Source organism: Diaphorobacter sp. MNS-0 (assembly GCF_019602835.1).
Lineage (GTDB): Bacteria > Pseudomonadota > Gammaproteobacteria > Burkholderiales > Burkholderiaceae_C > Diaphorobacter > Diaphorobacter nitroreducens.
This window is the reverse complement of sequence record NZ_CP080761.1, coordinates 1,236,728-1,262,500: the sequence shown is the minus strand read 5'-3', so window position 1 is coordinate 1,262,500 and position 25,773 is coordinate 1,236,728. Positions and strand designations below refer to the sequence as shown.

Below are 25,773 nucleotides of genomic sequence, written 5' to 3'. Positions count from 1 at the left end.
TACTCATGTGATAACCCGGTGTTCCAGGCGTTTCCCATTCCAGCTCGGTCGGGAAAGGCCCTCCCCCCACACGCGTGCAATATGCCTTGGTGATCCCCAAGATGTAGTGCAAATGCCCCGGGCCAACGCCCGACCCCGCTGCCGCATTACCCGCCACACAGTTACTGGACGTGACATAGGGATAGGTACCATGGTCCACATCGAGCAATGTGCCCTGCGCCCCCTCAAACAGCAGATTTGCGCCCACGGCATGCGCTTCGTTCAGTTCACGCGAGACATCTGCCATCATGGGCTTCAGCATCTCTGCATGCCGCATGGCCTCCTCAAAGACCGGCTCAAACTGCACTTGCCCGCCCGTGATGTAGGGCTTGAGTGCATCGCCAAACTGAAAATTGGCCGAGCCCAGGAAGGTGCTGAGGACATGGTTGTGCAACGCCAGCAATTCGCGCAGCTTGGCGGCAAAGCGTTCTGGATACTTGAGGTCTTGTACGCGCAGGGCACGGCGAGCGATCTTGTCCTCGTAGGCCGGTCCGATACCACGGCCCGTGGTACCAATCTTCTCGGCGCCACCGTGTTCACGCGCCGCTTCACGCGCCACATCCAGCGCCGCATGGAACGGCAGGATCAATGGACAAGCTTCACTGACGCGCAGACGCGAGCGCACTTCGACGCCCGCTTTTTCGAGCCCCTCGATCTCCTCAAACAATTTGCCTGCCGAGAGAACGACGCCGTTGCCGATGTAGCATTTGACACCCGGGCGCATGATCCCGCTGGGGATCAAGTGCAGCGCCGTCTTGACGCCGTTGATGACCAACGTGTGACCAGCGTTGTGCCCGCCCTGAAAACGCACCACCCCCTGGGCGCTCTCAGTCAGCCAATCAACCAGTTTGCCTTTGCCTTCATCGCCCCATTGGGTGCCGACCACGACAACGTTACGACCCTTGCTTGCTTTCATGTCAAACCCGATTCAAATACTGAAGAAACTCAAATCGCCTTTACGACCCAGTTGCCATCCACCAGGACAAGCTCCCGATCGCAGTGGAATTCGTCCACTTCGCTGCCGTGCCCCGGCAGCACACACACAACGGTTTCGCCCTGACGACGCAACGTAGCAATGGCAGCACTGAGCGCACCACCATCGCCCCAGGGCGCCCGGATGGCCGCACGCAATGACGGAGCCGACACCACACCCACCAGCTGCTTCACGTCCAAGCTAAAGCCTGCGGCTGGCCTGTTACGGCCGAAGACCGCGCCGACCTCGTCATAGCGGCCGCCTCGCACCAGCGCATCACTGGCGCCCTGCGCATAAATCGCAAAACGCGCGCCGCTGTAATAGGCATAACCCCGCAGATCTGCCAGATCAAATGTGACCCGCACACCGTCCATTCGTGCCGCAATCGCCCTCAAATCTGATAGCGCCTCGCGCGCACCAGGAAAGGGCTTCAACAAGTTTTCGGCCTCATTCAGCACTGCTGCATCGCCATACAGCTGCAACAGTGCCAACAACCCTTCCCGCGATGCAGACGGGAAATCGCGTGTCAACGACGCCAGTTCGCTGGCATCTTTGGCAGCAAGCGCACCGTGGACTTGGGCGAGCTGATGCATACCGACAGGAAGTCCTGCAAGCAGACTGCGCACGATACGGACGTCGGCCAGATCTACGCTCACCTCCTGTACGTGGGCACTGCGCAAGCACTCCAACGACAGCAACACTGCTTCGATATCCGCCTCGATACCTGGATGACCGTAGATCTCGGCTCCAAACTGCAAGGGCTCCCGGGTGGCATGCGGACGATCGGGACGCGTGTGCAGTACTGGGCCGCAATAGCATAGACGCGCCACCCCCTGCCGGTTGAGCAGGTGCGCATCAATGCGTGCGACCTGTTGGGTCGTATCGGCCCTCAAGCCGAGAGATCGACCCGAGAGTTGGTCCACCAATTTGAACGTTTGGAGGTCCAGCGCCTCGCCAGTGCCCGTCAACAGTGATTCCAGATGCTCCAGCAAAGGAGGCATCACCAACTCATAACCGTAACTGCGTGCCGTATCGAGCAGTCCGCGGCGAAGTTCTTCAATGTGCCGCGCCTCGGAAGGCAAGACATCGGCAATATGATCCGGCAGGACCCAGGCAGACATGGGATGGGGCAGGCTGTTAAAACGTTGATTCTACCGGCATGGATAAGCCCCACCCCGGGACCCAAAGCGGCCAGGCTACGTGAGCAGCAGAATGGCGCCGCCAGCGATCAGCCCCAGCAGCGCGCAAAATCGAATCTGGCCGTCACGCAATTGCAAAAGCTGCGTGAACATGCGGCGCCAACCACCAGGTGACACGAAGGGCAGCAGCCCTTCGATGACCAGCACCCAACCCAACGCGATCCAGAACCCGTTCATGGAAGCCGACCACCGCCATCAGTCGCTCATCAGCGGCGGGGGCCTGCAGATGCATTGCCCGTCCCGCCTCTGAATACCTTGAAAAATTCAGAGTTCGCCGGATCCAGCACCATGACATCGCCCTTGCGGTTGAAGCTCGCCTTGTAAGCTTCGAGGCTCCGGTAGAACTGTGCAAATTGAGGATCACGGCCGAATGCCTCCGCATACAGACGCGCAGCTTCCGCATCACCCTCGCCCTTGATTTTCTGAGCGTCGCGGTAGGCATTGGCAATGGTGATCTCGCGCTGCCGGTCTGCGTCTGCGCGAATCTTCTCCCCCTCCGCCGCGCCCGTGGAGCGCAGTTCATTCGCAACGCGCTTGCGTTCCGCTTCCATGCGTCTATAGACGGACTCCGTGATCGCTTCTACGTAGTCGACCCGCGTGATGCGCACGTCCACGACATCGACACCCCAAGGCTTGGAGCCACGCACAGCTTCCAGCACTTCCCGTTTCACGTCGGACATCAGCGCATCGCGCTTGAGCGACAGCAGCTCCTTGACGGTGCGACGGTTGACTTCTTCCTGAAATGCATTGCGGACCACCCGATTGAGCTGCAGTGCACCTGCGTTCTCGTCCAGTCCCACATTGCGGATGTACTCGGATGGGTCGGTAATGCGCCAGCGCACATACCAATCGATCACCACGCGCTGCTTCTCGGCTGTCAGCATCGACTCGGTGTCTGAACTGTCCAGCGTGAGCAGACGCTTGTCGATGTAGCGAACGTTTTGGAAAGGTGGGGGTAGCTTGAAATTCAAGCCTGGTTCCGTGATGACTTCCTTGATCTGCCCCAACGCGTACACCACGCCAAACTGGCGTTGGTCGACGACGAACACCATCGAGCTGAGCAATGCCAGCAACAGCAGAACTGTCGATGCGATAAATCCGATTCTGTTCACACGGCTCTCCTATCGGGACTCACGTTCGCGCGAACGGTTGGCATCACGCAACCGAGAATCGCCGGGGAATTGAGAGGTCGCGGCAGGAGGGACTGTCGCTGGCGGCGTATCGGTCGCCGCAGCCGCCGAAGTCTGCTGTGAAACGCTCTGCATGATCTTGTCCAACGGCAGGTACAGCAAGTTGGATCCTTGCCGCGACTCCACCAGTACCTTGGTCACATTGCCGTAAATCTGCTGCATGCTCTCCAGATACATGCGGTCTCGCGTCACCTGCGGCGCCTTCTGGTATTCAGCAAGGACGGCGCTGAACCGCTGTGTGTCACCCTGCGCCTGCGCCACGATGCGCGCCTTGTAGGCTGCCGCCTCCTCGATCAAGCGGGACGCCGTCCCCGTGGCACGCGGAACCACATCATTGGCATAAGCCTGGGCTTCGTTCTTAGCGCGCTCCCGCTCCTGGCCCGCCTTGAGCACGTCATCAAAAGCCGCCTGTACTTGCTCAGGAGGGCGCACCCCCCCTTGCTGCAGGTTGATGCCAACGACTTCCACGCCGACCTTGTATCGGTCCAGGATGGTCTGCATCAGATTGCGCACGCGCGGAGCAATCTGGTCCCGCTCTTCCGCCAAGGCGGTATCCATGCGCATTTTGCCCACGACTTCGCGCACCGCCGTCTCTGCCGCCTGAACCACGGCTTCGGCCGGATTGCGGCTCTCGAACAGCCACGCACGCGCGTCATTCAAACGATATTGCACTGCGAACTTGATTTCGACGATGTTCTCGTCTTCGGTCAGCATGGCGGACTCACGCAGTCCCGTGCTCTTGATGACGCTATCCCGCCCCACATCAGCAGACCGGATCTGGGTCACGAACACCAGTTCATGGCGCTGAATGGGGTAAGGCAGACGCCAATTGAAGCCGGCGTTGACCGTGCTCTTGTACTTGCCGAACTGGGTGATCACCGCTTGCTGGCCTTCTTGCACGATGAAAAAGCCAGTGCCCAGCCAGATCAGCACCGCTATGGCGGCGATCAATCCCACGCCAACTCCCGCGTTCTTCATGTCTGGCTGGAAACCACCATTGCCGCCACCAGAAGCGGGACCACGCGACCCGCCGCCGCCAAACAACCCACCCAGCTTGCGGTTCAGATCACGCCACAACTCATCCAGGTCCGGCGGCTGTCCCGAAGGATTTTGGTCACGTCCACGTGGACGCTGTGAGTTATCCGGAGAAGGGCGCTCCGAATCAGGGCGCTGCCCACCCTCGCCCTTATCGTCCCCACGGCCCCAACGAGGATCGTTGAGATTGAACATCCCCCGAATACGCTCAGGCAGCACGGCCCAGCGAGAGGCCCGGTTAAGAAGGTTCATGCGCGAATTCTCGTACTCTCAATAGCAATAGAACACCAGCATTGTGCCCAATCAGTCCCACTCGCCCTTCAATTCAGCCACCGTCTCAGGGGGCATGCCCGACGAAAGTGACTTCTGAACCATGTCTGCCAATAACTGCCGCAAGTCAGCCACCCCTTCGCCAAGGCCGGCACTGACAAAAATCCGCGGTACAGGCCGCCCATCCAGTTCATAGGTATCTTGCCGCACGTTAGGACGCACTTCGGGCGTGAGGGCATCCAATTTGTTGAATACCAAGAGTTGTGGAATATCGGCGGCGCCAATCTCACCAAGAACCAGTTGCACCTGTGCAATCTGCTCGGGAAAGGCGGGGTTGGCGGCATCGACCACATGCAGGAGCAGATCCGCGTCCACGGCCTCCTGCAACGTGGCCTGAAACGCATCCACCAGCCCGTGCGGCAGATCACGAATGAAGCCCACGGTATCGGACAGGGACACCGAACCCGCGGCTTCGCCCAAATAAAGATGACGCGTGGTGGTGTCCAGCGTGGCGAACAATTGGTCCGCCGCGTAGGCTCGCGCCTTCACCAGTGCATTGAACAGCGTGGATTTGCCCGCGTTCGTGTAGCCCACCAGCGAGATATTGAATGTATCGCGCCGCTGCCGCTGCCGCCGCTGGGTCGCCCGTTGGCGCTTGACCTTGACCAGGCGCTCCCGCGTGCGCTTAATGGCTTCGCTGATCATGCGACGGTCGAGCTCAATTTGTGTTTCGCCCGGTCCGCCCCGTGTACCGATCCCCCCGCGTTGACGCTCCAAGTGCGACCAGCGCCGCACAAGTCGAGTGCTCAAGTACTGCAAACGCGCCAACTCCACCTGCAGCTTACCCTCGTGGCTGCGGGCGCGCTGGGCAAAGATCTCCAGAATGAGCAGCGTGCGATCATTGACGGGCAATTCCAGGCTTCGCTCCAGATTCCGCTGCTGCGCCGGACTCAGCGCCTGGTCGAACAGCACCTCCTTCGCGCCATGCATCTGCGCCAGAGTGCGGATCTCATCCGCTTTGCCGCTACCCACGAACAGCGCCGCATCAGGCGTCTTTCGCTTGCACGTCAGCCGCGCGACAGGATTCAAGCCTGCAGTCTGGGCCAATAAGCCAAGCTCTTCGAGCTCGGCATCGAAATGGGGCAAACCAAAATCCACGCCTACCAATAGAACAGGCGTGGATTTCGTGTCAGGAGAAGAATGGGAACTCAAGGCTGCGTGCCCTGGGATGCGCAATGCTTGCGCCGTGGCGCAGCCTTGAACTGCCGCAGGGGCTTACTGGTTGTCCCCGTCGGCGGCGGGTTCCGCAGTCGAGAAGTTGACGGCACGACCAGGCACGATCGTGGAAATAGCGTGCTTGTACACCATCTGCGTCACGGTATTGCGCAGCAGCACGACGTATTGATCGAAGGATTCGATTTGACCCTGCAGTTTGATGCCGTTCACCAAATAGATCGAAACCGGCACATGCTCCCGACGCAAGGCGTTCAGGAAGGGGTCTTGAAGAAGCTGACCTTTATTGCTCACGATATTCTCCGTGTTCAAAAATGTTGTTGTAAACCAGCACCTTACCACACCCAGACGGCCATACGCCGTCCAGGGGCTCAGGAGTTCTGCTTGTCCGTATAAGGATTGCTGGAGGTTTTCATTTCGATACGCAGCGGCGTACCGACGAGGTCAAATTCTTTGCGAAAACGCGCCTCAAGAAAGCGCTTGTAGGCGTCCGTGACATGCTCCAGCGAATTCCCGTGGATCACGATCACCGGCGGATTCATGCCGCCCTGGTGCGCATAGCGCATCTTGGGCCGGAACATACCCGAGCGCTTGGGGCTTTGGAACTGCACCGCCTCCTGCAGCAGGCGCGTCAACACCGGCGTAGGCATCTTGCGATTGGCAGACTTGTACGCCTGGATGATGGATGACCACAGCGGCCCGATGCCCTGCCGTTTCTTCGCGGAGATGAAGTGCAACGGCGCGAACTTTAGAAACGACAGACGCGTTTCGATGGAACGCTCCAGCTGCTGCCGGCCATAGTCGTCCACCGCATCCCATTTGTTCACTGCGATCACCACGGCGCGACCACTCTCCAGGATGTAGCCGGCAATATGTGCGTCCTGGTCCGTCACTCCTTGCGTGGCGTCCAGCAGCAGCAGCACGACATTGGCTGACTCGATGGCCTGCAGGGTCTTCACGACCGAGAATTTCTCGATTGCTTCAAACACCTTGCCTTTGCGTCGCAGGCCCGCCGTGTCGATCAACTCGAACTTCTGCCCGTTGCGCTCGAAAGGCACCGATATGGCATCGCGCGTGGTGCCGGGCATGTCGAAAGCCACCAAACGCTCTTCGCCCAGCCAGGTATTGATCAGTGTGGACTTGCCCACGTTGGGGCGCCCTGCCACTGCAAGACGGATGACATTCTTCTCGGCCGCCGCATCCTCCTCCTCAATCTCGGGCAACGCGAGCGGCTTCAGCGCGAGATCCACCAGGCTGCGCACACCCTGGCCGTGCGCCGCCGATACGGGGTGCACCTCTCCCAAGCCCAACTCATAGAACTCGGCCAGATGCATGCTGTCCTGCATGCCTTCGGCCTTGTTGCCGGCCAACACGCAGGGTTTGCCCAGGCGGCGAAGGTAGTTGGCAATGTCGTGGTCCTGGGCGGACAGTCCACCGCGTACGTCCACGACAAAAACCACGACATCGGCCTCCGCCACGGCCTGCTGGGTCTGCCTGGCCATCTCGCGGTAGATGCCGCTGGAGGCATCGGGCTCGAACCCCCCGGTGTCGATGACGATGTACTCGTGCTTGCCCTGTCTCCCATTGCCATAGTGGCGATCACGCGTGAGGCCGGCAAAGTCGGCCACGATCGCATCGCGCGACTTGGTCAAACGGTTGAACAAGGTGGACTTGCCCACATTGGGCCGCCCCACCAAAGCGATGACAGGCTTCATCCTGTGTCCTATATCCCTATCAGTCCGGACGGAAGCCGTAGACGCCACCCTTGCGCGTCACCACCACCAAGGTGTCGCCCGCCACCGCCGGGGCTGCCGCAATGGCCGAGCCATCGGTCGTCAGGCGGTTGAGCGGTGCGGCGTCCTCACGGGACAGCAGGTGCACCAGCCCTGTATCGTCACCCACTACCACTGAACGCCCCAGCACCAAGGGCGCTGTGAGCTTGCGGAACTGCAGCCTGTCCGATGTCCAGGCGCGGGACCCATCGGTGCGCCGCCATGCGATCACCGTTCCGTTGCTTTCCGTGCCGAACAGCATGGTGTCATCCCCGTGGATGCCCACGCCGCCGCTGGCGGGCTGCGTCCACGAGACCGCCCCCCGGGATGCATCGATACAGCCCACCGAGGCCTGGAAAGCCCGCGCGCACAGGCTATCGCCCACACGGCTCGTACGGCCAACGATCTCCACCAGCCGCTCGACGTCATTGGTGCCGCGCGGGCTGGCCAAGGGCGCCTCCCAGCGCACCACGCCGTTGTCGGGATTGAAGCCGACCAGACGGCCGGACAGCCCCGCAACCAGGGTGTCACCCACGGCCATCAGCACACCGCCCTGGCGCAGGACCAGGGGCTCACCCGGCCGCTGCTGGCTCCAGAGCCGGTAGCCAGTCGCCGCGTCGAAGGCGGAAATGGAGCGATCCGCCGCCAGCACGAAGATGCGCTTGCCCGCGACCAACGGCGCCGTATAAGCCTGGGCGGGCAACGGCTTGCGCCAGATCTCCCGACCGCCGTCCAGTGCGATAACTTGATTGCCCTTCGACACCACCGCCGTCCAGCGTCCATCACTTCCCACGCCCGAGGCAAGCGGCTGGTTGAGGCGCGTGCGCCATACGTCGCCCCCCGTGCGAGCATCGATGGCCGCCACATCGCCATTGGCAGAGGCCACCGTCACCACGCTGCCCTCCACGTGTATGTCGAGCTCAAGGCCTTCTTGCGTCCCAATCTGGGACACCCACGCCTGACGCACTCCCAGCACAGGGACGTTGGGACCGAGCTCCGCCGCCTTCGGCTTCGGCGTGCCGCCCCACAACGAGCAACCTCCCATCACCAGCAGGCTCACCAGCAAAGAGGCGCCGGTCAGCGCCCTCATGGCATGACTACGTGCCTGGCTCATTGCACGCCCCCCGACGTAGCGGAGGCTACCGTCTCCACCTGTGCGCCCAAAGCGTTGAGCTTGGCTTCCACCAGGCGGCGGTATTCCACACGCTCGTCAAAAGCCTGGTAGGCACGGCGGTACTCGGCGATGGCTTCCTGCTTCTTGCCCTGCAACGCGAACACATCACCCTTGCGATCCGCGACCGTAGCAGCAAACTCTGCGGGGAATTTCCCCGACAGCTGCGCCGAGGCCTCGTCGTAGGCCTTTTGCTCGATCAGGACGCTGGCCAGGCGCAGCCGGGCCAAGGCCTGGTAACCCTCATCAGACGCTTTCTCGGCCACCCAAGCCAACGTACTTTTGGCGGCATCCCACTTGCCAGCGTCGGCCAGCGTTTTGGCAGCCAGAAGGCCTGCCTGCCACGCCTGCGCGGTGCCGCCGTAACTCGACTTCAAGTCGCCCACGGCTTGCTCCACGCGCGCAAGGTCACCCGCCTGCACGGCCATTTCCACGGCCTCGGCCAGTGCCGTCGCCTGCTGGGCCTGGCGGCCCTGCCACAGCCGGTAGCCGTTCCAGGCAGCAAGCCCCCCCATGATGACAATCAACACCCAGGTGATGGGCGTGCCCCACGTGTTCCAGAAGTGCTTGATCTGCTCAAGCTGTTCTTGTTCTTGAAGGTCGAAGTTGTTGGCCATGTTGTGGTTCCGTTCAGCGCGAGGATTGTAGGGTGGCCGCCCATTCGGCCAGCGCCGCCAGCGGGCGCTCCGCCTGCTCGCCGCTATCCCGCAGCGGCTTGACGGTCACGGCCCCGCGGGCCAGTTCGTCGGCGCCGAAGACCAGTGCATAGCGTGCGCCGCTGGCGTCCGCCTTCTTGAACTGGGATTTCATGCTGCCCATGCCCTCGCCTGCGGCGGTGGAGCTGTGCATCTGCACCGACACCCCCTGCGCACGCAGCCGCTGCAAGGTAGCCATGACCACCGGCAGGGCTGACGCGTCGGGCACTACGGCATAGGCATCGGCAGCTGGTCGGGCCACTTGCGCCTCCTGCTCCTTGAGCAACTCCAGCACGCGCTCCACCCCCAGCGCCCAGCCCACGGCCGGAGCGGACTTGCCGCCGATCTGCTCGATCAGGTAGTCGTAACGGCCCCCACCGCAGATCGTGCCCTGCGAGCCCAGTTGGTCCGTCACGAACTCGAATACCGTGAGGTTGTAATAGTCCATCCCGCGGACCAGGCGGGGATTGAGGCTCCAGGCCACGCCGTTGGCATCCAGGATCGCCTTGACGGTCTCGAAATGCTGCAGCGACGCCTCGCCTAGAAAGTCGATGAGCCGCGGGGCGCCTTCCACCAGCGCCTGCATCGCGGGGTTCTTGGTGTCGAGAATGCGCAGCGGATTGCTGTGCAGGCGGCGGCGCGCATCCTCGTCGAGCACATCCATGTGCTGCTCCAGGTATGCGATCAGCGCCGCGCGGTGGGCGCGGCGCTCGTCAGGCTGCCCCAGGCTGTTCAATTCCAGCCGCACGTTCTCCAGCCCCAGTTCCGCCCACAGCGCATGCGCCAGCAGAATGATCTCGGCATCGGCTTCCGCGCCGGGAAAGCCCAGCGCCTCGGCACCGATCTGGTGGAACTGGCGGTAGCGGCCGCGCTGTGGCCGTTCATGCCGGAACATCGGCCCCATGTAGTACAGGCGCTTGCCGCCGTCGTAGAGCATGGAATGCTCTACCACCGCACGCACCACCCCCGCCGTTGCCTCGGGGCGCAGCGTCAGCTGTTCACCGTTGAGCCGGTCCTCGAAGGAGTACATCTCCTTCTCGACGATGTCGGTGACTTCGCCCAGACCGCGCACGAACAGCGGCGTAGGCTCGACGATGGGCGTGCGGATGTTGCGATAAGCGTAGCGCGCCATGAGGGTGCGCACCTTGTCCTCCAGCCATTCCCAGCGCGCCGAATCGGGCGGAAGAATGTCGTTCATGCCCTTGATGGCAACCAGCTTCTGCATCTTGTTCTATTGTTTGTGATTTTGAATCAAATCAGCCTCTAGCGCTTATCCATCAAGCGCTGTAAGCTATATTATTTATAGCAAACTTGCGCGCACTTCACTGTGCGCCTGCGCCGTTGCCGAAACGCCGGGCAATGTAGCCTTCAACGATATCCTGGAACTCTCGCGCGATGCCATCGCCCCGCAGGGTCATGGCCTTTTCGCCGTCGATGAACACCGGGGCGGCGGGCGCCTCGCCCGTGCCGGGAAGGCTGATGCCGATGTCGGCATGTTTGCTCTCGCCCGGGCCGTTGACGATGCAGCCCATCACGGCCACCTTGAGTTTTTCCACGCCGGGATAGCGCAGCCGCCATACGGGCATCTGCGCACGCAGGTAATCGTCGATCTGCTTGGCCAGTTCCTGGAATGTGGTGCTGGTGGTGCGGCCGCAGCCTGGGCATGCGGTCACGCTGGGCACGAACGCGCGCAGCCCCAGCGATTGCAGGATCTCGGAGGCCACCACCACCTCCTGGGTGCGCGCCTCGCCGGGCTGCGGAGTCAGCGACACACGGATAGTGTCGCCAATGCCTTCCTGTAGCAGGATCGAAAGCGCGGTGGTCGACGCCACGATACCCTTGATACCCATGCCCGCCTCGGTCAGACCCAGGTGCAGCGCATAGTCGCAGCGGCGCGCGAGTTCGCGGTACACCGAGATCAGATCCTGCACACCGCTGACCTTGCACGAAAGGATGATCTGGTCACCGCTCAGGCCCATTTCCTCGGCGCGTTTCGCCGATTCGATGGCGGAGGTGATCAGCGCCTCGTACATGACCTGGCGCGCATCCCACGGCTGGGTGCGGCGGCTGTTCGCATCCATCAGCTCGGCCAGCAACTCCTGGTCCAGGCTGCCCCAGTTCACGCCGATGCGCACGGCCTTGTCCCAGCGCACCGCTGCCTCGATCATCTGGCCGAACTGCTTGTCCTTCTTGTCGCCCTTGCCCACGTTGCCCGGGTTGATGCGGTACTTGGACAATGCCTGTGCGCAGTCGGGAAATTCCGTCAGCAGGCGGTGGCCGTTGTAGTGAAAGTCGCCCACCAGCGGCACCGTCTCGCCCATGCGGTCCAGCTGCTCACGGATGTAGGGCACGGCCGCTGCGGCCTCCGGCGTGTTCACCGTGATGCGAACGAACTCAGAGCCCGCTTGCGCCAGTTCCTTGATCTGGATGGCCGTGCCGATCGCATCCACCGTGTCGGTGTTGGTCATGGACTGCACCCGCACCGGTGCGCCGCCACCCACCGTGACCACCCGGCTGCCCCAGACGATGCGTGCCTGCCGCGAGCGGCGTGCCTGCGGCTGTGCCATAGCGATCGGTGCGGCTGTGCCGGAGATATTCATTTACTTCACCTCGAAACGCGCAACGTTCTCGCGCGCAATCGCATTCAGATCCATGGGCTGGCCGCGCACAACCACCTCCGTGGCATCCGCCTTGCCAATGACGACCGACCAGGGAGGGCTGCCCGCCGCGGAAACACTCTCGCCCGCAGCCAGGATCTTCTGCAGCACTACGCCGCCCGCGGCGTTGCGCACCTGGATCCAGGATTCTCCCCGGGCGCGAATGACCAGCACGCCCGAAGCCTCGGTGCCCTTGGCGTCAACTCCGGCCTCGTTGGTCCCGCCTTGGGATGGGGCCGGCTCCACCGCCGCAGCGGGGGCCGATGCGGCGAGGGCCGCTGAGGCCACCGCAGCAGAAGATGGCTCTGCCCGCACAGTGGCCTGTCCCCCTGAGGCAACGGACTCTGAGGGCACCGCAGCAGTCACCGGGTCCAGTTGCGTGGCTTCGAGCGCGCGCTGTGGCGGTGTTACCGCCTCCGGACTGCTGGCGACCGGCAAACTGTCGTTGCCCTTCGGGAGAAAGGCGATGGCCACCGCGGCGGCCAACAGCGCGGCAACCGTCACGCCCATCATGCGCGATCTGGGTCGCTCCAGCGTTCCCCCCTTGATGAACCGGTGACCAGGGTCTTTGAACGACGCGTTGAGTCCCTTGTCCACCACAAGCTGCACGGGGCCGCTCTGGGGCAGCAATGCGAGCACCGGCGTCGCGTCGGCCTTCAAGGTCCGGCAGACGCCCGACGCCAACGCCCGCATGAAGACGGCGTCGGGAAATGCGTCGTATTGGTCCGCTTCCAGCGCATGCAGTTTGTTCGCGGGCACCTTCAGCGTTCCGGCCAGCACATCAACATGGACCCCTGCGGATTCGCGCAGTTGCCTCAGCAACTGCCCCGCGGTAACGCCGCCCGCCGGTTCAGTGCCGTGATCCTGCATCCGGTGATCAATCCCCCCAGCGGCGCCCATGGGCTCACTCATCGAAGGCCCCTCGTTCGAATGCCAGGGTTTCTTTTGCGTTGGGGAAGCGCTTGCGCAATTGATCACCCAACTGGCGCATGGCCACGAACTCCTTGAGCACGCGTTCGATCTTCACGCCCAACCACAAAGACTCGGCATTGGCATACTCGCCATTGTTCACGCGACGGACATAAAACTGCGCCCGCTTGGCCTCGCCCCGCGCAAACAGCACGGCCGCCAAGTGGTACCCCACCGCCGGGTTGCCCGCATCAATCTCATAGGCCTGCTTCAGCGCTTGTTCGGCCTCTGCAAGACGCCCCGCCCGCTGGTAGCACAGGCCCTGGGACATCAGCGTCTTGCTGCGTGCCTTGTAACTCGGCACGGCAAGCGCCCGCTCGAACATCTGATTGGCGACGTCGTACTGCTGGCGCTGGCACTGCAGCCAGCCATAGTTGTGCATGATGTCTGGATCGGAAGGCTTCATGCCTTGGGCGCGCTTGAGGCTGTCTTCCGCGAGCGCCAGGTCGCCCATGTTCATGTATATCAAGCCGCGAAGGTGGTAGGCGTCGGCATACGTGGGATCGGTCGTGATCGCCTGCCGCACCTCCTCCATGGCCACGGTGGTCTGCCCCATTTGCAGGTAGTTCGCAGCCAGCTCCAGCCGGATACGTGCACGGCGACGCACGTCGGCTTCGCCGCCGCCGGACGCGGATTCCGCCACGGCACCATTGGCATCGGAGGCCCCTTGGTGGGCACAACCGGCAAGGCCCGAGACGACAACGGCAATGCCGATCGCCGCCATCGCCCGCCACCCGCCGTGATTGATCCGCCACTTCGCCATGAAAGCCTCCCGTAATTGTTGCGCCACGCCGTCAGATGACCGGCTTGATCTCGATGGTCCTGAGCTTGGCCATGCGTTCATTGACCCGTGTTCGGTCCTTCACATCGCCAGCCAGTTGTCCGCATGCCGCATCAATATCGTCACCGCGCGTCTTGCGAACGGTCGTGACGATACCCGCGTCACTCAACAATTGTGCGAAAGCCGTCACAGCCGCCGGGGGAGATCGGCGCAGACCGGAAGCCGGGAACGGGTTGAAGGGGATGAGATTGAACTTGCACGACACCCCGCCGTCGGCCGCCTTGCGGCCCACCAGGTCAATCAACTGTCGCGCATGCTCTGGCTGATCGTTCACGCCTTCCAGCATGCAGTATTCAAAAGTGATGAAGTCCCGCGGCGCGTGGTCCAAGTAACGCCGACACGCCGCCATGAGTTCATGCAGCGGGTACTTGCGGTTCAGGGGAACGAGGTTGTCGCGCAACACGTCATTGGGAGCATGCAGCGAAACAGCGAGCGCCACAGGACAATCCTGCGCCAAGCGGTCCATCATGGGCACGACGCCTGAGGTAGACACGGTTACGCGACGCCGCGACAAGCCGTAACCATGGTCATCGAGCATGACTCGCAGCGCAGGCACCAGTGCAGCATAGTTCTGCAGCGGCTCGCCCATTCCCATCATCACCACGTTGGAAATCACGCGTTCACCGTCACCGCGGCGCTGCCGTAGTGCGTGCTCGGCGTACCAGAGCTGGGCCAGGATTTCGCCAGTAGTGAGATTGCGGCTGAACCCCTGGTGACCGGTGGAGCAAAAACGACAGCCTACGGCGCATCCAGCCTGCGAGGAGATGCACAAGGTGCCGCGATCGTCCTCAGGAATAAAGACTGTCTCCACGGCGTTGCCGTCGCCCACGTCGAACAGCCACTTCACCGTGCCGTCCGCAGAGACATGTTCGCTGATGGCTTGCAGCCCTGCCACATGGGCGCAGCCCCTGAGCTTCTCGCGCAACGATTTCGCCAGGTCGCTCATCTGGTCAAAATCGCTGGCACCGCGCTGGTGGATCCAGCGAAACAGTTGCGTGGCCCGAAAACGTTTTTCTCCCAGCCGCTCGCAAAAAGCAGCCAGGCCGTCCAGGTCAAAATCCAGAAGGTTCGTGGTCATAACGTTCACGGATGCCCACGCCCACATAGCGCATCCGCGCGGGGGCGGCCAAACCAGGACCGCCCGGCACGCGGAGCCACTGCATTAGCGCGAGTAGATGTTCAGGCCGGGGAAGAAGAAGGCCACTTCCACCTGGGCGGTTTCAGCAGCGTCGGAGCCGTGCACCGCATTGGCGTCGATGCTGTCCGCGAAGTCGGCGCGGATCGTGCCGGGCGCAGCCTTCTTGGGGTCGGTCGCGCCCATGAGTTCGCGGTTCTTCAGGACGGCGTTCTCACCCTCCAGGGCCTGCACCATCACGGGGCCGGAAATCATGAAGTCCACCAGATCCTTGAAGAAGGGGCGCTCCTTGTGCACTGCGTAGAACTGCTCGGCTTCGGCGCGCGACAGGTGGATCATGCGCGCAGCAGCAATCTTCAGGCCCGCGGCTTCAAAGCGCGCATAGATCTGGCCGATCACGTTCTTGGCAACTGCGTCCGGCTTGATGATGGAAAGGGTGCGTTCGATAGCCATGTTGGTTTTCCTAGTGAGGTGTTGCGGTATTTTTGCCCTGAAGGCAAACCGTCAATTTTAGCTTTACGCCAATCCCCTAACGTCCGCCGCGGCGCGGCCCGTTGTTGCGTTGCTGTTGGCGATGGCGCGAGAAACTGTCGGCCCCGATATAGCCGAGCGACGTCTTCATCGGGTCCGGCTGGGCATTCGGTGAGGGCGATCGCCCCGCACGCCCCCCCGTCTTGTCACGCCCACTGCCAGATGCCTTGCCCGGCCCCGCGGATCGACGATCGCCTTTGCGGGCGCCCCTGCCCTGGCCACTAGTGGGGCGCGCACCACCACCGTCCAGCGTCGCACCTGCCGCCTGCATCAGGGCACGAATGTCGCGCTCATCAAGCTCCAGCCACGCCCCGCGCTTGAGCCCGCGCGGCAGCATCATGGCCCCATAGCGAATCCGAATCAGCCGGCTCACCGCATGCCCTACCGCCTCGAACATACGGCGGACCTCGCGGTTACGGCCTTCAGAGATGGTGACCCGGTACCAACAGTTGGCGCCCTCGCCACCGCCGTCTTCCACGGAGCCAAAGGAAGCCATGCCATCCTCCAGCGGCACGCCTTCCAGCAAGCGCTGCTTTTCCTCGGTGCTCAACGCACCCAACACGCGGACTGCATATTCACGCTCCAGCCCGAAGCGGGGGTGCATCAACTTGTTCGCAAGCTCCCCCGAACTGGTAAATAGCAACAAACCTTCGGTATTCAGGTCCAGCCGCCCGACGGATTGCCATTTGCCCTGCTGCAGCCGGGGGAGTTTGCGAAACACCGTGGGGCGGTTTTGCGGATCGTCATGCGTGACCACTTCGCCCACTGGCTTGTGGTATGCAATCACGCGTACCGGCGGTGGTGCAATACGGAAGCGGATGGGTTTGCCGTTGACCTTTATCTGGTCCCCAAACTGCACGCGCTGCCCGATATGGGCCGGCTCGTTGTTGACGGAAATACGACCTTCCAGGATGAGCTGCTCCATTTCCAGCCGAGACCCCATGCCCGCCTGGGCAAGCACCTTGTGCAGTTTGGGGGTTTCTGGCTGGGGAAGCAGCACCCGCTTGGCGGGGGCGAGCTCGGCGTTGGCTTCATCCTCGTCGAACTGACCCGACACCACGTCGGCAAACTGATAGCCATCGCCCTTCGGCGCGCGCTTGGCAGCATGGCCGCTGGACTGTCGTGGCACCTCAACAGCAGCGCCTTGCTCATGCACTTCCTGCATTTTCACGTCCGATTGGGCACCGTCAGCACTGAGTTGCGGCACTGCCGCATCCTCCTGAAGCGCGCCTTCCGCAGACTTGCGCTTGCGGGGCCTGCGCGGCGCAGCAGCCTCCGATGCGGGCGAAGGCGAGCGCGCCCCCATGGAGTCCGGATCCTTGTGAGATTCATCATTCATATGTCAATGTCCCGTGGCCCCTCTTCGGCACCACTGTGTGTCGCGCCCACTACCAGATCAGGGGCATCTTCAATATCTACTTCGTCTACGGCCGGCACCTGCGCGCCGTCCCCAGGTACCCCTGCAGTGTCTTCGCTCTGCGGTGCCCCCTGAATGGCGCCCAGCGCTTCAAACATGCTGACCTGCACGCCGGGGTCTTCGAGCGTAGGCAGTTGATCCAGTGATTGCAGTCCTAAATCGTCCAGGAACTGCCGTGTGGTGGCAAACAACGCAGGCCGGCCCACTGTCTCGCGGTGGCCAATGACCTCCACCCAGCCGCGGTCCTCCAGTTGTTTGATGATGAGGCTGTTGACCGTCACCCCGCGGATGTCTTCGATGTCCCCGCGGGTTACGGGCTGCCGGTACGCAATGATGGCCAGCGTCTCCAGCGTCGCTCGCGTGTAGCGGGGCGGCTTTTCAGGATGCAGCCGGTCCAGAAATTCGCGCATCTCGGGCCGGCTCTGGAAACGCCAACCTGTGGCCACTTGTACCAACTCCACCCCTCGCAAGGCCCAGTCCTGCTGCAGTTCCAGCAGCAGCATCTTTACTGTATCGGAACCCAGCGCGTCATCGAACAATGTCCGCAAGTCACGGATCGATACAGGCTGCGGGGCACAGATCAACGCGGTTTCAAGAACCCGTTTGGCGTCCACCGAATTCATGGTCCAACAGTCCCTGGAAAGGCAGCCTCGCATCAAACGGGAGGCTGCGCCTTGGGTTGGAGATATTGCGGCGCAGAAAGCAGAGCGTGGCAATGCGCCTTCACGGGGCCGGTAGCTCATGCTGGCCGGCGGTTCACGGCAGAACAGCCGTCAGGAACGATTGTAGCGCAGCCCCCAAAAATCCAGCGCCTGCGCCATGTCTTCCGGCAGCGGCGCGTGGAACTCCAGGGCAGCGCCAGTGACCGGGTGTACAAACGCCAGCCGGAATGCATGCAGCGCCTGTCGATGCATAGGCCCGGCCAGCGCGCCGCCGTACAGTGCATCTGCCACCAAGGGATGACGCATGGATGCCATATGCACGCGGATCTGGTGCGTTCGCCCCGTGTGCAGCGTACAACGCACGAGGCACACCTCCTCGTTGGCATCTATCAGGTCGAAATCGGTGCGGGCTTCCTTGCCTGGATGCTGCGCCAGATCGACCACCGCCATCCGCAGGCGATTGCGCGGGTCACGACCGATCGGGGCATGCACCGATCGATGTGCGGCCCCCGTCCAGCCGCCCCACCCCAGCGCCACATACTGGCGGCTGACCTCGCGCGCAGCGATCATGCGGACCAGTGCATCCATGGCCGACCGGCTGCGCGCAACGACCATGAGGCCACTGGTGTCCTTGTCCAGTCGATGGACGATGCCCGCACGCGGCACCTGCATCGCCTGCGCATCCCGGCCAAGCAAGGCGTTCAGCAACGTGCCGCTCCAATTGCCGGGCGCGGGATGCACCACCAGCCCCGCAGGCTTGTGGATCACGAGGATGTGCTCATCCTCATACACCACATCCAATGGCCATTGCTCGGGCCGAAAAGCCTGGCTCTGCTGCGTAGGGCGCATCTCGACCGCGATGCGGTCCCCGGCCTTGACCCTGGACGCGGGCTTCTGTACCTCCCGCCCATTCAGGCGTATGCAGCCCTGGAGCAGCAACTGCTGTAGATAACTGCGGGAAAACTCTGGGACCAGTTCCGCGAGTGCCTTGTCCAGCCGCTGAGCATGCTGCTCGGCGCCCACGACGACCTCCCGCAGTTCCGCCTCAAACTCGTCCGCCTGACTCCCACCTGTCTCTGCCGGATCAGCATCCTCCAGCCAGGACGCCTCTCCCATGGAAGCCGGCGCGCTCAACGGGAGGGGAGGTAGCGGGCGGGGTCCACAGGCTTGCCCTGGCGCCGGATTTCGAAATGCAGTTTCACACGATCCGCGTCCGTGCTTCCCATCTCGGCAATCTTTTGCCCCCGGCGCACGTTCTGGTCTTCCTTCACCAGCAGCGTCTGGTTGTGCGCATAGGCCGTGAGATAGGTGTTGTTGTGTTTCAAGATCACCAGGTTGCCATAGCCGCGAAGCCCAGCCCCGGCGTACACCACACGCCCATCGGCAGCGGCGAGCACCGGATCGCCTGCCTTACCGCCAATGTCGTAGCCCTTGTTACGCACCTCGTCGAATCCCGCCAACAGGCTGCCCGACGAGGGCCAGATGAAGTTGACGTCATCCGTTGCAGCGGCTGCGGCCGGCGCGGTGGCCACCGCCGGCGCGCTGGGTGCCGCTGCCGGGGCCACCGCAGCCGGCGTAGACGCCGCCGATGCCGACGGCTTGGGTGCGCTCGCAGCCGATGCTGCAGCCAAGGGCGAAGACGTGACGGGGCGGGTGACCACACCGGTGTCAGATGCCACCGCAGTCGCCGCAGCCGCAACAGGGGGCACCACACGCAGCACCTGGCCCACCTCGATAAGGTTGGCGTTTTCCAGGTTGTTCCAGCGCGCGATGTCTTTCCAACTTTGCCCGTTTTCCAGGCCAATGCGAATCAGCGTGTCGCCTGGCTTCACGGTGTAGTAGCCAGGCTTGCCCGCGTTCTCAGCACCAGGCAAGGGCTTGACCTCAGGCACGGCCCCGGCGGACCCCGTCGTGCCGCTGCTCGCGGCAAAGGTGCCGCGATCTTCCACGGGAGCCCTGTTGATCGGGGTGCTGCACCCCGCCAGCAAACCGCCAGCCAGCACGGCAACTCCCCAAACCACAAGACTACGCGATACCAACATAAGCAAATCCTTCAGGCGATCCCCGATTTTAGGGGGACGAAATGCACGGCTTCCAGAATGCCCTGCTTCAAGCCTTGCGCAGTTTTATCAACGACCAGCAGCATCTGTTGGCCGTCGGCGCCCGCCAGTGGGGCGACCAGCCGGCCACCCACGGCAAGTTGCTCGCACCACGCGGCGGGAAGGCTATCTCCCCCCGCCGCGGCAATGATGCCCGCATAGGGCGCGCCGCTGGGGTAACCCAGCATTCCATCGCCCAGGATCAGGTGCACATTGGCCAGGCGTAGCGGGCGCAAGTGGTCTCGCGCCTTTTCATGCAACGCGCGCAAGCGTTCAACGGTATACACCTCGCGCGAGACACGCGACAGCACCGCTGCCTGATAGCCGCAGCCCGTGCCGATCTCCAGTACCCGGCCCATTCCATTTCCGCGCGCGCACTCGGCCCCTAGCAACAATTCGATCATGCGTGCTACCACGCTGGGTTTGGAAATGGTCTGACCCAGTCCGATGGGCAGACTGGTGTCCTCATAGGCTTGGTTGGCCAAGGCGGTGTCGACAAAACGATGCCGCTCAATCATTCCCATGGCCTGAAGAACCGCCCCCGCCGAGATGCCCGAGGCTGCGAGTCGCTGCACCATGCGTGCGCGCACGGCAGCGGAGTCCAGCCCCACGCCGTGCGGCGTGGGCGGCTGCACCTCGCGGCGCGCGCCTACCGGTGGCGCCGCGGTGGGTGCACCGGGTTGGCGCCAGTCGATCCGCGCAGGAAAACCTGGCCGCCGCTGCATCAAGCCACCTCGCCGGACGCCTGCGCTGGTACGAGACGGGCCACCGTCTGCGCCCAATACCCCAGTCCGTCGTAATCGGTCAGGTCCACCTTCAATGGCGTGACGGATACATGGCCGTGCGCCGTGGCATGAAAATCGGTGCCCTCCGCCGCGTCCTTGGCGGCGCCAGCGCCACCGATCCAGTACATCAGTTCCCCACGCGGGCTCTGCTGCTCAATGACACGCTCTGCCGCATGGCGCCGGCCCAGGCGGCACATGCGCAAGGGCCGCAATGCGTCATACGGCATATTGGGAATGTTGACATTCAACAGCCAGGGGGCTTCGCCGACCAGGTTTTGGCGATCCATCTGCTGAACGATCTCGCGCGCCTTGCGCGCAGCCGACTCGATCTCGCCCCACCCCTTGTCCACCTGCGAAAAGGCGATGGACGGGATCCCGAAAAGATAGCCTTCCATCGCAGCACCCACCGTGCCGGAATAAATTGTGTCGTCGCCCATGTTGGCGCCGTTGTTGATGCCGGAGACCACCAGATCGGGCCGGTAACCCAGCAGGCCCGTCAGCGCAATGTGCACGCAATCGGCAGGCGTGCCATTGACATAGCGAAAGCCGTTGTGCGCGGTTTGCACATACAACGGCGAATGCAGCGTCAGGGCGTTCGACTTAGCGCTATTGTTGTGTTCGGGAGCCACCACTTCCACATCAGCAATGGTCTTAAGGGCGTCATGCAGCGCCACGATGCCAGGCGCCTGGTAGCCGTCGTCGTTGGAGATGAGGATTTTCATGGTCTGGAAGGCGGAACGGCTGGCATTGTAGGAGCGCGCACACACGCTGTCGCTGGTCACGCAAGGGACAACCCAGCCTCCGAGGCGGCCCCTATGATGCCCGCCCAACAGATTCGTAGCGACCAAGGAGACATTCATGCACGCCTGGCTCTGCACCAACCCCATCGGCGTCGAGGCCCTGGCCTGGACAGAACTGCCCGACCCGGCTCCCAAGGCAGGCGAGGTCCTCGTCGAGATCCGCGCGGCAAGCCTGAATTTTCCCGACCTGCTGATGGTGCAGAACAAGTACCAGATCAAGCCCCCCCTGCCTTTCGTGCCCGGCTCTGAGTTCGCGGGCGTCGTGCAGGCCGTGGGCGACGGCGTCAGCCATCTGCAGGTGGGTCAAAACGTGGCCTGTCTCAGCGGCACGGGTGGTTTCGCCACGCACACCATCGCCCCGGCCGCACGCTGTATACCCCTGCCGGACGGCTTTGGCCATGTGGATGCGGCGGCATTCATCATGACTTATGCAACCTCCTACCACGCCCTGCTGGACCGGGGCCAGCTCCAGGCTGGCGAGACTGTGCTGGTGCTGGGCGCGGCTGGCGGCGTGGGCACCGCCGCGATTCAGATCGCCAAGGCCAAGGGAGCGCGCGTGATCGCCGCCGCCTCCACGGACGAAAAATGCGACGTGTGCCTGAAGCTGGGCGCCGATGCCGTGATCAATTACAGCGTGGAGGACCTGCGCGACGCCGCCAAGTCACTGACCGATGGGCGGGGACCGGACGTCATCTACGACCCGGTGGGCGGCGCACTGGCAGAGCCCGCATTTCGCTCCATCGCCTGGCGAGGCCGCTATCTGGTGGTCGGCTTCGCATCGGGCCCCATCCCTTCATTGCCGTTGAATCTGCCACTGCTCAAGGGTGCTTCGGTCGTCGGCGTGTTCTGGGGCGAATTCGCCAAGCGCGAGCCCCAGGCCAATGCTTCGATGATGGGCACCCTGCTCCAGTGGTATGCGCAGGGCAAGATCAGGCCAGCCATCGACCGAACCATGCCCATGTCACAGCTACCCGCCGCGTTTGCCCACATGGGCGCACGTGCGGTGATCGGCAAACTGGTTCTGGTCAACTGACACGCTTTACACATGGCTTGACCCGGCCTGCTATCCAAGCGGGCTGCACTCTGTCACACTTTTGGCTGTTTGCATCTTCCTGCGTCCCTGCAGATGGCCTCCGCAAAATCCCCTTCTGAAATTGCCCGCGAGACGCTCAAGCTACTCGCTACGCGCCGGCTTCCTCCCACGCCCGACCACTACCAGGCCCTCTATGACGAAGTGGCCGGCACCACCAGCGCGCCGGCGTTTCCCAGCGCCCAGCTGCGGCAGATCTCGCGGGTGATCCCCGGCCAGACCCCGGCGCAGAAGCGGTTGCTGGGCCTGTTGGAAACCGCCATCACCCAGCAGGACTGGGGCGTTTTGCAAAACGTGTTGGTGGGATACGCCAACCTGGGACTCTCGCCCGTGGCCGCGCCCGAGCCCGCGAGCACCCGGATTGACCACCTGCCGCTGGCACTGGCGCAGAATCTGGCGCGGCTGGTGGACAACACCCTGCCGGCGCTGGGTGAGGACGATGCCCGCGTGCATGAGCTGGCTGCGCAATTGAGCACCTTCCTGCGCGAGCCCGACCCACCCGTCTCCACCGCCGAGCTGATGCTCGGCAACTTCAGCTACCGCCTGTCTTTCGCGGCGGAAGACCAAGCCGCCATCCGGCTGAGCTTGCTCAGCCTGCTGCGCCTGGTGTTCGAGAACATTGCCGCCCTGAGCATGGACGACGAGTGGCTGCACGGCCAGGCCGAGGCACTGCTTGCGGCCTCCACCCCGCCGCTCACGCTGCGCCGGCTGGACGACGTGCAGCGACGTCTCAAGGACGTCATCTTCAAGCAGACTGAGGCCAAGGAACGCACCGTTCACGCGCAGATGCAGATGCGCGAACTGCTGGCCACGTTCATCGAGCGCCTGGCGCAGATGGATGAATCCAGCAGCGCCTACAACGCCAAGATGGAGGATTGCGCCGAGCGCATCAGCCAGGCCACGCAGCTGCAGGACATCATGCCGCTGCTGGAGGAAGTCATGGCCGCCACGCGCGCCATGGCGCTGAGCAGCCGGGTGACGCGCGGCGAACTGCAGGAACTGCGCGAGCGCACCGAGGCCAAGCACGCCGAAATCGACCACCTGCGCCAGGAGCTGGACCGCGCGAGCGCCCAGGCGCGCCACGACCCGTTGACGGGCTCGCTCAACCGCAAGGGCTTTGCCGAGGCCATGGAGCGCGAGGTCGCGCGTGCGCGCCGCCAGGACGCGCCGCTGTGCGTGGCGCTGCTGGACGTGGACAACTTCAAGTCCATCAATGACCGCCTGGGCCACACCGCCGGCGACGCGGCACTGGTGCATCTGGCGCAGGTCACCCGCGAGGTGATGCGACCGCAGGACCAGTTGGCGCGCTATGGCGGCGAGGAATTCGTCATCATCCTGCCCGACACCGAACTGGCGGAAGGCGTGAAGGCCATGGAACGCCTGCAACGCGAGCTGACCACGCGCTACTTCCTCAAAGACCAGGAGCGGGTGCTCATCACCTTCAGCGCCGGTGTGGCCCAGGTGGAGGGCGAAGAAGGCAGCGCCGACGCGATCCGCCGCGCCGACCAGGGCATGTACCTGGCCAAGCGCACCGGCAAAAACCGCGTGGTTGCTGCCTGACGCCTGGACCCCTTGTGCGATGTCCCGTGCACCCGCCTTCGCTTGACATCTCCCGCCGCACACTGCTGCGTCAGGCCGCCTGGGCCGGCATGGCCACGCAGTTACCCCGCTGGGCCTGGGCCCAGGCCGCCGTGCGGCACGACCCCTTTGGTCTGGGTGTGGCCAGCGGCGACCCAGTACACGACGGCGTGGTCCTCTGGACCCGCGTGCTTCCGCCCGCGGACCTGGCCGGCGCCCACGCACCCTGGGCCGGCCCCCTGACCGTACGCTGGGAACTGGCCGACGACGCGCAGTTTCGCCACATCGTGCAGCGCGGCACGGCGATGGCGCTGCCTGAACTGGGCCACAGCGTGCATGTGGAGGTGGCCGGCCTGCGCCCCGACCGCTGGTACCACTACCGCTTCATGCTGGGTGACGCCACCAGCCCCGTCGGCCGCACCCGCACCGCACCCGCGCCGGATGCGCTGCCCGGGCGCCTGCGACTGGTGTTCGCCTCCTGCCAGCGGTGGGAGCACGGCCACTACGCCGCCTGGCGGCATGCCTGCGCGGACCAGCCCGACTTGGTGCTGTTCCTGGGCGACTACATCTACGAATATCCCAGCCCACAGGACGCCACGGGCTTGGCCCGCGTGCACCCGCTGCGCCTGCCTCGCAACCTGCAGGACTACCGCGACCGCTACGCCCTGCACAAGAGCGACCCCGCCTTGCAGGCCGCGCACGCCTGCGCCCCGTGGGCGGTGACCTGGGACGACCACGAGGTACAGAACGATTACGCCGCTGGCCTGGGCCGAGGCGAGCGCGCCGAATGGCTGCCGCTGCGCAGCGCCGCGTGGCAGGCCTTCTATGAACACATGCCGATGCGCGCATCCACGCTGGCCGGCTCCGGCTTCCATCAATTGCAGATCCACCGCCGCCTGCTCTGGGGGCGCCTGGCGCGGCTGCACATGCTGGACACACGCCAGTACCGCGACCTGCAGGCCTGCCGCACGCCGGGCAAGGGTGCGACCGGCGCGGTGCGGCCCGACGCCTGCCCCGAAATCCTGGACAGCCACCGCAGCTTCCTCGGCTGGGAACAGGAGCAGTGGCTGCACGCGGGCTTGGCAGCCGATGCGCGCAACCAAGCTACGCGCTGGAGCGTACTGGCGCAGCAGACCCTGTTCTCGCCACGCCGCTATCCCTCGGGCCTGCAGTCCACCGACAGCTGGGACGGCTACCCCGCCGCGCGCAACCGCCTGCTGCAGGCGCTGGCGCAGCACCCGCCGCGCAACACGGTGCTGCTGGGCGGCGACATCCACCAGAACTATGTTTGCAACGTGATGGCGCCACACGGGCCGCATGCCCACGGTGCGCCGCGCATCCTGGCCAGCGAGTTCTGCGGCACGTCGATCTCCTCGCGCGCCGGCACCACGCAGGAGAAGGTGGATGCCATCGCCCGCCACAACCCCCATGTACTGCTGGCCCGCTGCGAGGAGCGCGGCTACGGCCTGTGCGACATCACGCCCACGCGCTGGACCACCACGCTGCGCGCCCTGCGCGACCCGCTGGATGCCGGCAGCGCCGCGTACACTCTGGCCCGGTTCGTGGTGGAAGACGGCCGCCCCGGCCCGCAGCCGGCCTAGGGCCCGCACCAATCCTGGCGCATCGCGCGCC

General features: G+C 63.8%; 25 protein-coding genes (1 of these 25 running past the window's edge). 3 read left to right on the top strand and 22 right to left on the bottom strand.

Features of this window, described 5'->3' with window-relative positions:
* The 22 genes from K2L43_RS06035 to surE form a co-directional block, all read right to left on the bottom strand.
* On the bottom strand, nt 1–955 hold the 5' portion of the coding sequence (locus K2L43_RS06035) for an adenylosuccinate synthase (RefSeq protein WP_047350858.1). 422 nt of this gene lie to the left of the window's left edge; 955 of the gene's 1,377 nt are visible here — the first part of the coding sequence; it begins with the start codon at nt 953–955; the stop codon falls past the left edge of the window.
* 29 nt (nt 956–984) lie between these two features.
* The gene (locus K2L43_RS06030; protein ID WP_011804612.1) at nt 985–2,133 is read right to left on the bottom strand and encodes an ATP phosphoribosyltransferase regulatory subunit; all 1,149 of its coding nucleotides are present in this window, start codon (nt 2,131–2,133) and stop codon (nt 985–987) included.
* Between the two features lie 75 nt (nt 2,134–2,208).
* Nucleotides 2,209–2,388, bottom strand: a complete 180-nt coding sequence (locus tag K2L43_RS06025; protein ID WP_011804611.1) for a DUF2065 domain-containing protein — start codon at nt 2,386–2,388, stop codon at nt 2,209–2,211.
* A gap of 29 nt (nt 2,389–2,417) precedes the next feature.
* The gene (hflC, locus tag K2L43_RS06020; protein WP_015912796.1) at nt 2,418–3,323 is read right to left on the bottom strand and encodes a protease modulator HflC; all 906 of its coding nucleotides are present in this window, start codon (nt 3,321–3,323) and stop codon (nt 2,418–2,420) included.
* Between the two features lie 9 nt (nt 3,324–3,332).
* A complete protein-coding gene (gene hflK, locus K2L43_RS06015) occupies nt 3,333–4,688 on the bottom strand; it encodes an FtsH protease activity modulator HflK (RefSeq protein ID WP_011804609.1) in 1,356 nt (451 codons plus the stop codon).
* Nucleotides 4,689–4,739: 51 nt separating this feature from the next.
* On the bottom strand, nt 4,740–5,918 hold the full coding sequence (gene hflX / locus K2L43_RS06010; protein ID WP_011804608.1) for a GTPase HflX: 1,179 nt from the start codon (nt 5,916–5,918) through the stop codon (nt 4,740–4,742).
* 63 nt (nt 5,919–5,981) lie between these two features.
* Nucleotides 5,982–6,233, bottom strand: coding sequence for an RNA chaperone Hfq (hfq, locus tag K2L43_RS06005; protein WP_011804607.1), 252 nt, complete (start codon nt 6,231–6,233; stop codon nt 5,982–5,984).
* Between the two features lie 77 nt (nt 6,234–6,310).
* Nucleotides 6,311–7,654 (bottom strand): ribosome biogenesis GTPase Der, encoded by a 1,344-nt coding sequence (gene der, locus K2L43_RS06000; protein ID WP_015912794.1) that lies wholly within the window; start codon nt 7,652–7,654, stop codon nt 6,311–6,313.
* 19 nt (nt 7,655–7,673) lie between these two features.
* Nucleotides 7,674–8,801: an outer membrane protein assembly factor BamB gene (gene bamB / locus K2L43_RS05995; RefSeq protein ID WP_231403365.1), complete on the bottom strand. Its 1,128-nt coding sequence runs from the start codon at nt 8,799–8,801 to the stop codon at nt 7,674–7,676.
* Between the two features lie 20 nt (nt 8,802–8,821).
* A complete protein-coding gene (locus K2L43_RS05990) occupies nt 8,822–9,499 on the bottom strand; it encodes a tetratricopeptide repeat protein (protein WP_220638705.1) in 678 nt (225 codons plus the stop codon).
* Nucleotides 9,500–9,512: 13 nt separating this feature from the next.
* Nucleotides 9,513–10,802 carry a histidine--tRNA ligase gene (hisS, locus tag K2L43_RS05985; RefSeq protein ID WP_047350862.1) on the bottom strand — a complete coding sequence of 430 codons (1,290 nt, stop codon included), beginning with the start codon at nt 10,800–10,802 and terminating at the stop codon, nt 9,513–9,515.
* A 97-nt stretch (nt 10,803–10,899) separates the two neighbouring features.
* Complete coding sequence (gene ispG, locus K2L43_RS05980) at nt 10,900–12,177, bottom strand: flavodoxin-dependent (E)-4-hydroxy-3-methylbut-2-enyl-diphosphate synthase (RefSeq protein ID WP_220638704.1); 1,278 nt, start codon at nt 12,175–12,177, stop codon at nt 10,900–10,902.
* On the bottom strand, nt 12,178–13,146 hold the full coding sequence (locus K2L43_RS05975) for a helix-turn-helix domain-containing protein (RefSeq protein ID WP_255580540.1): 969 nt from the start codon (nt 13,144–13,146) through the stop codon (nt 12,178–12,180).
* On the bottom strand, nt 13,139–13,966 hold the full coding sequence (pilW, locus tag K2L43_RS05970; protein ID WP_011804600.1) for a type IV pilus biogenesis/stability protein PilW: 828 nt from the start codon (nt 13,964–13,966) through the stop codon (nt 13,139–13,141). The genes K2L43_RS05975 and pilW overlap by 8 nt, the downstream gene beginning before the upstream one ends.
* 31 nt (nt 13,967–13,997) lie before the next feature.
* On the bottom strand, nt 13,998–15,122 hold the full coding sequence (gene rlmN / locus K2L43_RS05965; protein WP_220638703.1) for a 23S rRNA (adenine(2503)-C(2))-methyltransferase RlmN: 1,125 nt from the start codon (nt 15,120–15,122) through the stop codon (nt 13,998–14,000).
* Nucleotides 15,123–15,206: 84 nt separating this feature from the next.
* Entirely contained in the window at nt 15,207–15,632 is a 426-nt protein-coding gene (ndk, locus tag K2L43_RS05960; protein ID WP_011804598.1) for a nucleoside-diphosphate kinase, read from the bottom strand.
* 76 nt (nt 15,633–15,708) lie between these two features.
* A complete protein-coding gene (locus K2L43_RS05955) occupies nt 15,709–17,049 on the bottom strand; it encodes a pseudouridine synthase (protein ID WP_220638702.1) in 1,341 nt (446 codons plus the stop codon).
* Complete coding sequence (scpB, locus tag K2L43_RS05950; RefSeq protein ID WP_220638701.1) at nt 17,046–17,750, bottom strand: SMC-Scp complex subunit ScpB; 705 nt, start codon at nt 17,748–17,750, stop codon at nt 17,046–17,048. The genes K2L43_RS05955 and scpB overlap by 4 nt, the downstream gene beginning before the upstream one ends.
* A 150-nt stretch (nt 17,751–17,900) precedes the next feature.
* Complete coding sequence (locus K2L43_RS05945) at nt 17,901–18,905, bottom strand: RluA family pseudouridine synthase (RefSeq protein ID WP_157497443.1); 1,005 nt, start codon at nt 18,903–18,905, stop codon at nt 17,901–17,903.
* Nucleotides 18,906–18,919: 14 nt separating this feature from the next.
* Nucleotides 18,920–19,831, bottom strand: a complete 912-nt coding sequence (locus tag K2L43_RS05940) for a peptidoglycan DD-metalloendopeptidase family protein (protein WP_220638700.1) — start codon at nt 19,829–19,831, stop codon at nt 18,920–18,922.
* Nucleotides 19,832–19,842: 11 nt separating this feature from the next.
* Nucleotides 19,843–20,613: a protein-L-isoaspartate(D-aspartate) O-methyltransferase gene (locus tag K2L43_RS05935; protein WP_015912781.1), complete on the bottom strand. Its 771-nt coding sequence runs from the start codon at nt 20,611–20,613 to the stop codon at nt 19,843–19,845.
* Nucleotides 20,613–21,395, bottom strand: coding sequence for a 5'/3'-nucleotidase SurE (gene surE, locus K2L43_RS05930; protein ID WP_015912780.1), 783 nt, complete (start codon nt 21,393–21,395; stop codon nt 20,613–20,615). Before surE ends, K2L43_RS05935 begins: the two co-directional genes overlap by 1 nt.
* 136 nt (nt 21,396–21,531) lie before the next feature.
* On the opposite strand from surE, the gene K2L43_RS05925 reads away from it, so the two are divergent.
* From K2L43_RS05925 to K2L43_RS05915, 3 genes are all read left to right on the top strand, one after another.
* On the top strand, nt 21,532–22,506 hold the full coding sequence (locus tag K2L43_RS05925; RefSeq protein WP_011804591.1) for an NADPH:quinone oxidoreductase family protein: 975 nt from the start codon (nt 21,532–21,534) through the stop codon (nt 22,504–22,506).
* Between the two features lie 93 nt (nt 22,507–22,599).
* Nucleotides 22,600–24,123 (top strand): GGDEF domain-containing protein, encoded by a 1,524-nt coding sequence (locus K2L43_RS05920; protein WP_220638699.1) that lies wholly within the window; start codon nt 22,600–22,602, stop codon nt 24,121–24,123.
* A 14-nt stretch (nt 24,124–24,137) separates the two neighbouring features.
* The gene (locus tag K2L43_RS05915; protein ID WP_220638698.1) at nt 24,138–25,742 is read left to right on the top strand and encodes an alkaline phosphatase; all 1,605 of its coding nucleotides are present in this window, start codon (nt 24,138–24,140) and stop codon (nt 25,740–25,742) included.
* Nucleotides 25,743–25,773 lie beyond the last annotated feature (31 nt).